At 60.5% G+C, this 6,939-nt stretch carries 6 protein-coding genes and 1 pseudogene; 4 read left to right on the top strand and 3 right to left on the bottom strand.

Annotated elements, in window-relative coordinates; genetic code table 11:
• The 3 genes from ACIQ3A_RS12860 to uraH all read right to left on the bottom strand — a co-directional run.
• On the bottom strand, positions 1-963 hold a 963-nt coding region (locus ACIQ3A_RS12860; RefSeq protein WP_396432125.1), incomplete at its 3' end, for a molybdopterin cofactor-binding domain-containing protein.
• Positions 964-2,439 carry a xanthine dehydrogenase small subunit gene (gene xdhA, locus ACIQ3A_RS12855; RefSeq protein ID WP_396432124.1) on the bottom strand — a complete coding sequence of 492 codons (1,476 nt, stop codon included), beginning with the start codon at positions 2,437-2,439 and terminating at the stop codon, positions 964-966.
• Between the two features lie 352 nt (positions 2,440-2,791).
• Complete coding sequence (uraH, locus tag ACIQ3A_RS12850) at positions 2,792-3,145, bottom strand: hydroxyisourate hydrolase (RefSeq protein WP_396432123.1); 354 nt, start codon at positions 3,143-3,145, stop codon at positions 2,792-2,794.
• Positions 3,146-3,318: 173 nt separating this feature from the next.
• Here uraH and ACIQ3A_RS12845 point away from each other — a divergent pair, with 173 nt between their 5' ends.
• The 4 genes and pseudogenes from ACIQ3A_RS12845 to ACIQ3A_RS12830 all read left to right on the top strand — a co-directional run.
• Positions 3,319-3,984: a GntR family transcriptional regulator gene (locus ACIQ3A_RS12845; RefSeq protein ID WP_396432122.1), complete on the top strand. Its 666-nt coding sequence runs from the start codon at positions 3,319-3,321 to the stop codon at positions 3,982-3,984.
• Between the two features lie 18 nt (positions 3,985-4,002).
• Entirely contained in the window at positions 4,003-4,953 is a 951-nt protein-coding gene (gene puuE, locus ACIQ3A_RS12840; RefSeq protein ID WP_396432121.1) for an allantoinase PuuE, read from the top strand.
• Positions 4,954-4,981: 28 nt separating this feature from the next.
• Complete coding sequence (gene uraD / locus ACIQ3A_RS12835; protein WP_396432120.1) at positions 4,982-6,757, top strand: 2-oxo-4-hydroxy-4-carboxy-5-ureidoimidazoline decarboxylase; 1,776 nt, start codon at positions 4,982-4,984, stop codon at positions 6,755-6,757.
• Positions 6,754-6,939, top strand: a pseudogene (locus tag ACIQ3A_RS12830) (peptidase M20); the annotation flags it as partial. The gene uraD and the pseudogene ACIQ3A_RS12830, both read left to right, overlap by 4 nt.

The following is a 6,939-nucleotide window of genomic DNA, read 5'->3' as shown; positions in this document are numbered from 1 at the left end:
GGAGTAATCGGTGCTGTAACCGCAGCGCGACATGAGGGTGATGTCAGCGCCCAAAACACGGCCTGTGTCGTCAAATCCCACCTCGTAGTCGATGCGGAAATCGTGGCGCTTGCCGGTGATGGTCATGTCGTCATCGCGGTTGACGCGCAGCTTGACGGGCTTTTGCAGCTTGAACGCGGCCAAAGCAGCGCTCTGGCTGAAGATGCTGGCGTTGCCCTCCTTGCCGCCAAAGCCACCGCCCATGCGGCGGCAAATCACCTCCACATCGTTGGTGTGCAGGTTCAGGGCGTGCGCGGCTTCGCGTTGGTTGCCATCGGGGTGCTGGGTCGACACGTACAGCGTGAGCTGGCCATCTTCTTTTGGCACCGCATAGGTGATCTGGCCTTCCAGATAAAACTGCTCTTGCTGGCCGGTGCGGGTCGTGCCCTTGATCTTGTGCGGGGCGCTGGCAATGGCGGCAGCGGCATCGCCGCGGGTGATGCCTTTGGGCGGCATGATGAAACTGTTGGCTTCCATCGCCTCTTCCACCGTGAGGATGGGCGTGAGTTCTTTCACCAGCACCTTGGCTTTTTTCGCGGCTTCGCGGGCGTAGAGCATGTCACGCGCCACCACCACGGCCACGGCCTGGCCGAGAAACTCGACCTTGCCTGCGGCCAGGAAAGGGTCATCGTGCACGATCGGGCCGCAGTTGTTTTCACCGGGTATGTCTTTGGCGGTGTAGACCGCCACCACGCCGTGCTCACGCAAGATTGCGGCGCGGTCAATGCCGTCACCGATCAAATCGCCATGCGCCACGGGCGACAAAATCAGCGCTGCATACAAAGTGCCTGCATGCTCGGGAATGTCGTCGATGTAAGTGGCCGAACCCGTGACGTGCAGGTGCGCCGACTCGTGCACGACGTCGGTGCCTTGTTGAACACCCGATTCGGGCAACAGGTTTTTGATGGGGGTAGGAGCGTTCATTCAAGCCACCTCTTTCGTTTTTTCTTCGATGAATTCAAGCACCAAATTGCGCGCGACCAAAGCACGATAAGCCCAGGTGGCGCGCAGGCCATCGCGGGCCGTAAAGCTGTTGGCAATGGCGGCATCCAGGTCGGCCGCTTTCACATCAGCAGGAAATTGGCCTTCCAGCACCGCCTCAAGTTTTGGCGCGCGGCATGGCGACGGGGCCAAGCCGTTGTAGGCCAGCTTCACACCGCTGAGCTTGCCGCCCTTGAGCGAGTAGCTGATGGCCGCGCAGGTGGCCGAGATGTCTTGCTCAAAACGCTTGCTCACCTTGTGAGCGCGAAAGACCTGACCTGCCATCGGCTTGGCCAACTCAATGGCTTCAATGAACTCACCGGCTTCGAGCACGTTTTTCTTCATGCCCGTGTAAAAGTTTTCCAACAAGACCCTGCGGGTTTTTTCACCCCGGCGCAGCACCAAAGTGGCCCCCAGCGCGATCAAGCAAGGCATGGTGTCGCCAATCGGCGAGCCGTTGGCGATGTTGCCCGCCAAGGTGGCTGTCGACCGGATGGGGGGTGAGCCAAAGCGGCGCAGCACTTCCACAAAATCAGGGTAGGCCTTGGCCAGCAAGGCCTCGGTGGTGGTCAGCGATACGGCAGCACCAATGCGCCAGCTGCTGGCGGTTTCTGTCACTTGGCGCAGCTCGGCCACATTGCCCAAATACATGATGTGGTCAGGGCGCACAAACTGCTTGTTCACCTGCAGACCGATTTCGGTGCTGCCGGCCAGCAGCGTGGTGCTGGGGTTCTTGACCAGGTAGTCGGCCACTTCGGCCAGGGTGGCAGGCGAGACGAATTCGTTGCCCTTCTTGGTGCGCACCACGGGCTGCACGATGATGTCGCCGTCCAGGCTGAGTGTGGGCACACTGGAGCGCTTGATTTGTTGGAGCAGCGGCACATCGGCGCTGTCGTCGAGCTTGAGGGCTTCGGGTTTGGCGCAAGCCTTGGTGGCCGATTCGATGATCGGCTTGTAGCCGGTGCATCGGCAAAGGTTGCCGCTAAGCGAGTCGGTGATCTGCTGGCGATTGGGCACGGGCAGCACCTGCACCAGGTTGACCAGGCTCATCACGATGCCGGGGGTGCAAAAGCCGCACTGCGAGCCGTGGCACTTGATCATTTCTTCCTGCACCGGGTGCAAGCTGCCATCGGCCTTTTTCAGGCTCTCGACGGTCTTGACCGATTTGCCGTCCAGCGAAGGCAGCAACTGGATGCAAGAGTTGGTGGCCACATAGTCCACCCCGGTGCCAGCGGCGTTGAGCTCGCCCACCATCACCACGCAAGCGCCGCAATCGCCCTCAGCGCAGCCCTCTTTGGTCCCGGTGCGGTGAAGTTGCTCGCGTAAATAGTCCAGAACGGTGGTGGTTCGGCGCTCGCCTTGGGCTTCGACGATGCGGCCGTCGAGCACAAAGCGCACAGTGTTGGTGACTTGGGTCATGTGGAGGGGAGGTTTAGGTAAATCGGTAAGCAACAGATTTTAAAGAACCTCGCCCAACCTGAGGTAACAATTCTTGCGATTAATTGGGGTCAGATCCCGATTTATCGCACGGCGCGTTCCTTGGGGGCACGAAGCAGGTACTTTGGCATTGATCCCATGGCGAACGACCCGTGCGGCCATTTGTGCAATCCAGCTTGAACACGGTCCCAACCCCCGGGTCATAGAGGTCTTTGTGGGCACAAGTGCCCGTGGTGGCATTGACCATCGTCACGGGGGTCGGCAAAGCCAGACGAATTTTTTGAACGAGCGAGAACTTTCCATGCGCTTGGAACTCGGGTCAGCGCCCCTGGTTTTAAGACCCGCGGTAGGTCGAGTAGCTCCAAGGACTGACCAGCAAGGGGACGTGGTAATGCTGGTCTTCGTGGGCCACGCCAAAGTCGAGGCTGACCTGGTTTAAAAAGTTGGGTTCGGGCAAATCCACGGCTTTCGCCTTGAAGTACCCGGCAACATCGAACACCAGCCGGTAAGTGCCCTTGCGCAGGCTGGCGTGGTCGTACAGCATGCCGTCTGGGTTGCGGCCGTCGCTGTTGAGCGTGAAGCTTTTGACCAGGGTGGCTTGATCGCCCTGGGTGGTGAAAAGGGCTACCTGCATGCCGGCTGCGGGGCAGCCGTGCATGGTGTCCAGAACGTGAGTGCTCAATCCCATGGTTTTGCTCGCTTGTCTTGATGGTTGGAGGGCAATGAAGGCGGTTTGAAAAGGCCATTTTGGCCCGCATCGAACCAGTCGACCGAAGTGTATACAATTTTGCTTTTAGTGGCTATGATTTCCACAAAAGACCCAAAACACCCAGGATCATCGTCCGAAAGGGACTGCGAGACATGGAAACCTCCACCACGCATCACATCGTCGAATCGCTCACACGCGCCATTGTGGAGCACCGGCTTTTGCCCGGCTCCAAGCTGGCCGAGCAAAAGCTGGCCGATCACTTTGGTGTTTCACGCACTCTGGTGCGGCAAGCCTTGTTTCAATTGTCCCAAAACCGACTGATCCGGCTGGAACCTGCTCGCGGCGCCTTCGTGGCCGCGCCGTCGGTCGAGGAGGCCCAGCAGGTTTTTGCCGTGCGACGCATGCTGGAGGCAGAAATGACCCGCGCATTTGCAAAACAGGTCAGCTCCGAACAAATCACCGCACTGAAGGAACACATCAAGCAAGAACGTGAAGCCGTGACACAGGGCGACATCACGGGCCGCACCGAGTTGCTGGGCGACTTCCATGTGCGCATGGCCGAACTCATGCACAACGACGTGCTGGCCCAAGTGCTGGGCGAGCTGATCTCACGCTGCGCCCTGATCACGCTGATGTACCAGTCGCGCAACGAGGCCGAGCATTCCACCGACGAACACGTGACGATCGTGGCCGCGCTCGAAGCCAAAGACTCAGACCTGGCCGTGCGCCTGATGCACGAACACCTGCTCCATGTCGAGGCCAGCCTGACCTTCGACCGCAAAGTGCCCACCCAAGACATTGCCATGGCCTTGTCCTGACCTTCTTCCAGTAAAACCATGCAGACCTACGACACCACCCTGCCCTACCCCCGTGACCTCAAGGGCTACGGCCGCAACCCTCCTCACGCCCAGTGGCCCGGAGGTGCCCGTGTGGCCGTGCAATTCGTGTTGAACTACGAAGAAGGCGGCGAAAATTCGGTGCTGCATGGCGATGCGGGCTCGGAGCAGTTTTTGTCCGAGATGTTCAGCCCCCCCGCCTTTGCGGATCGGCACATCAGCATGGAAGGCATTTACGAATACGGCTCGCGCGCCGGGGTGTGGCGCATCCTGCGCGAATTCGAAAAACGTGGCCTACCGCTCACCGTCTTTGGCGTGGCCACCGCACTGCAAAAGCACGACGATGTGACCGCCGCCTTCAAGGCGCTGGGCCACGACATCGCCTGCCACGGCCTGAAGTGGATCCACTACCAAAACATCGACGAAGCCACCGAGCGCGCCCACATGGCCGAAGCCATGGCCATTTTGCAAAAGCTCACCGGCGAGCGGCCACTGGGTTGGTACACCGGGCGCGACAGTCCCAACACACGCCGCCTGGTCGCCGACTTTGGCGGCTTCGAATACGACAGCGATTATTACGGTGACGACCTGCCCTTTTGGATGAAAGTCCAAAAAACCGACGGCACGGTGGCCCCTCAATTGATCGTGCCCTACACCCTGGACTGCAATGACATGCGCTTTGCACTGCCGCAGGGTTACTCGCATGCAGACCCCTTCTTTCAGTACATGAAGGACAGCTTTGACGCGCTGTATGCCGAGGGTGACCCCAACGGTGACAACGCGCCCAAGATGATGAGCATCGGCATGCATTGCCGCCTGCTCGGCCGCCCGGGGCGCATCACCGCACTGCAACGATTTCTGGACCACATTCAGTCACACGACAAAGTCTGGGTGGCGCGGCGCATCGACATTGCCCGGCACTGGAAGACAACGCACCCCTACGCAGAATGACAAACCATCACCCGCAGCGAGACACAGCATGCCCCTGACCTTGGAACAACTCAACAGAGCATCGCCAGCCGATGCCGCGCAAATGCTCGATGGCCTTTACGAGCACACACCTTGGATCGCCGAACAAGCGCTCAAACAGAGGCCTTTCACCTCGCTGGCGCACCTGAAACACGCCATGACCGAGGTGCTGGCGCAAGCCGGTCGCGACGCACAACTGGGCCTGATCCGTGCCCACCCCGAGCTGGCGGGCAAGGCCATGGTCAGCAAAAGCCTGACCGCCGAGTCGACGAACGAGCAAACCAAGGCAGGCCTGACCGATTGCACGCCCGAAGAATTTGCCAAGATCCAGAAGCTCAACGCCGACTACAACGCCAAGTTCGGCTGGCCCTTCATCCTGGCGGTGCGCGGTCCGCGTGGCCTGGGTTACAACAAACAGCAGATCATCGAAGCGTTTGAGCGACGCCTGCACGGCCACCCTGATTTCGAGCTGGCCGAATGTCTGCGCAATATCCACCGCATCGTAGAGATCCGGCTGAATGACAAATTCGGTGTGGAGCCCACACTGGGTCAGCAGGTCTGGGACTGGCAAGAAAAGCTGGCACAGCACTCTGACCCCGGCTTTGCAGAGCTGGGGCAACTTACTGTGACCTATCTGACCGATGCACACCGGGCTTGCGCCCAACGCATTAGCCAAAACATGCACGACTGCGGTTTTGACGAAGTGCACATCGATGCTGTGGGCAACGTGGTCGGGCGCTACCACCCCGCCAAGAGCGGTGCTCAATACCTGCTCACAGGCTCACACTACGACAGCGTTCGCAACGGCGGCAAATACGACGGTCGCCTGGGCATCTTTGTGCCCATGGCCTGTGTGCAGCAGTTGCACCAGCAGGGCAAACGCCTGCCTTTCGGCATCGAGGTGGTGGCCTTTTCCGAAGAAGAAGGCCAGCGCTACAAGGCCACCTTCCTGGGCTCGGGCGCCCTCATTGGCCAGTTCAACCCCGCTTGGCTGGACCAGCAAGACGCCGACGGCATCACCATGCGCGCCGCCATGCAGCATGCCGGCCTGTGTGTGGACGACATCCCCAAAATCCAGCGCGACCCGGCGCAGTATCTGGGCTTTGTCGAAGTGCACATCGAGCAAGGCCCGGTGCTGAACGAAGTGAACATCCCGCTGGGCGTGGTGACGTCCATCAACGGCAGCGTGCGCTACCTGTGCGAGGTGATCGGCACCGCCAGCCACGCGGGCACCACCCCCATGGACCGCCGCCGTGATGCGGCTTGCGCCGTGGCTGAACTGGCGCTCTACATGGAGCAACGCGCCGCACAAGACGGCGACAGCGTGGCCACCATCGGCCAACTGCAGGTGCCCAATGGCTCGATCAATGTGGTGCCTGGTCGCTGCTTGTTCAGCCTGGACATGCGTGCGCCCACCGATGCACAGCGCGATGCGCTGGTGGCCGACATCCTGGCGCAACTGCAGGCCATTGCCGAGCGCCGCGGCGTGCGCGTGAAAGCCGAGCTGACCATGAGCGCCGCCGCTGCGCCCAGTGCCCCTGAATGGCAAGCGCGCTGGGAACGTGCCGTGACCGCCCTGGGCGTGCCGCTGTTCAAACTGCCCAGTGGCGCAGGCCACGACGCCATGAAACTGCACGAAGTCATGCCGCAGGCCATGCTGTTTGTGCGCGGCGAAAACGCAGGCATCAGCCACAACCCGCTCGAATCGACCACCAGCGATGACATGCAGCTTTGCGTCGATGCCTTCACCCATGTTTTGAATCAACTCTCTCAGGAACTGTCATGAGCGCTACCGAAGCCCAAGCCCAATACCAACAACTCGACGCCTGGATCGACGCGCACTTTGATGAACAGGTCAAGTTCTTACAGGCCCTGGTGCAGGTGCCCACCGACACGCCACCTGGCAACAACGCCCCGCACGCCGAGCGCACCGCAGAGCTGCTCAAACCCATGGGCTTTGAGGCCGAA

Origin of the sequence: Limnohabitans sp. (assembly GCF_044361985.1) — a bacterium.
Lineage (GTDB): Bacteria > Pseudomonadota > Gammaproteobacteria > Burkholderiales > Burkholderiaceae_C > Limnohabitans_A.
The sequence above is the reverse complement of the archived record's forward strand: the minus strand, read 5'-3'. Positions and strand labels throughout refer to the sequence as shown.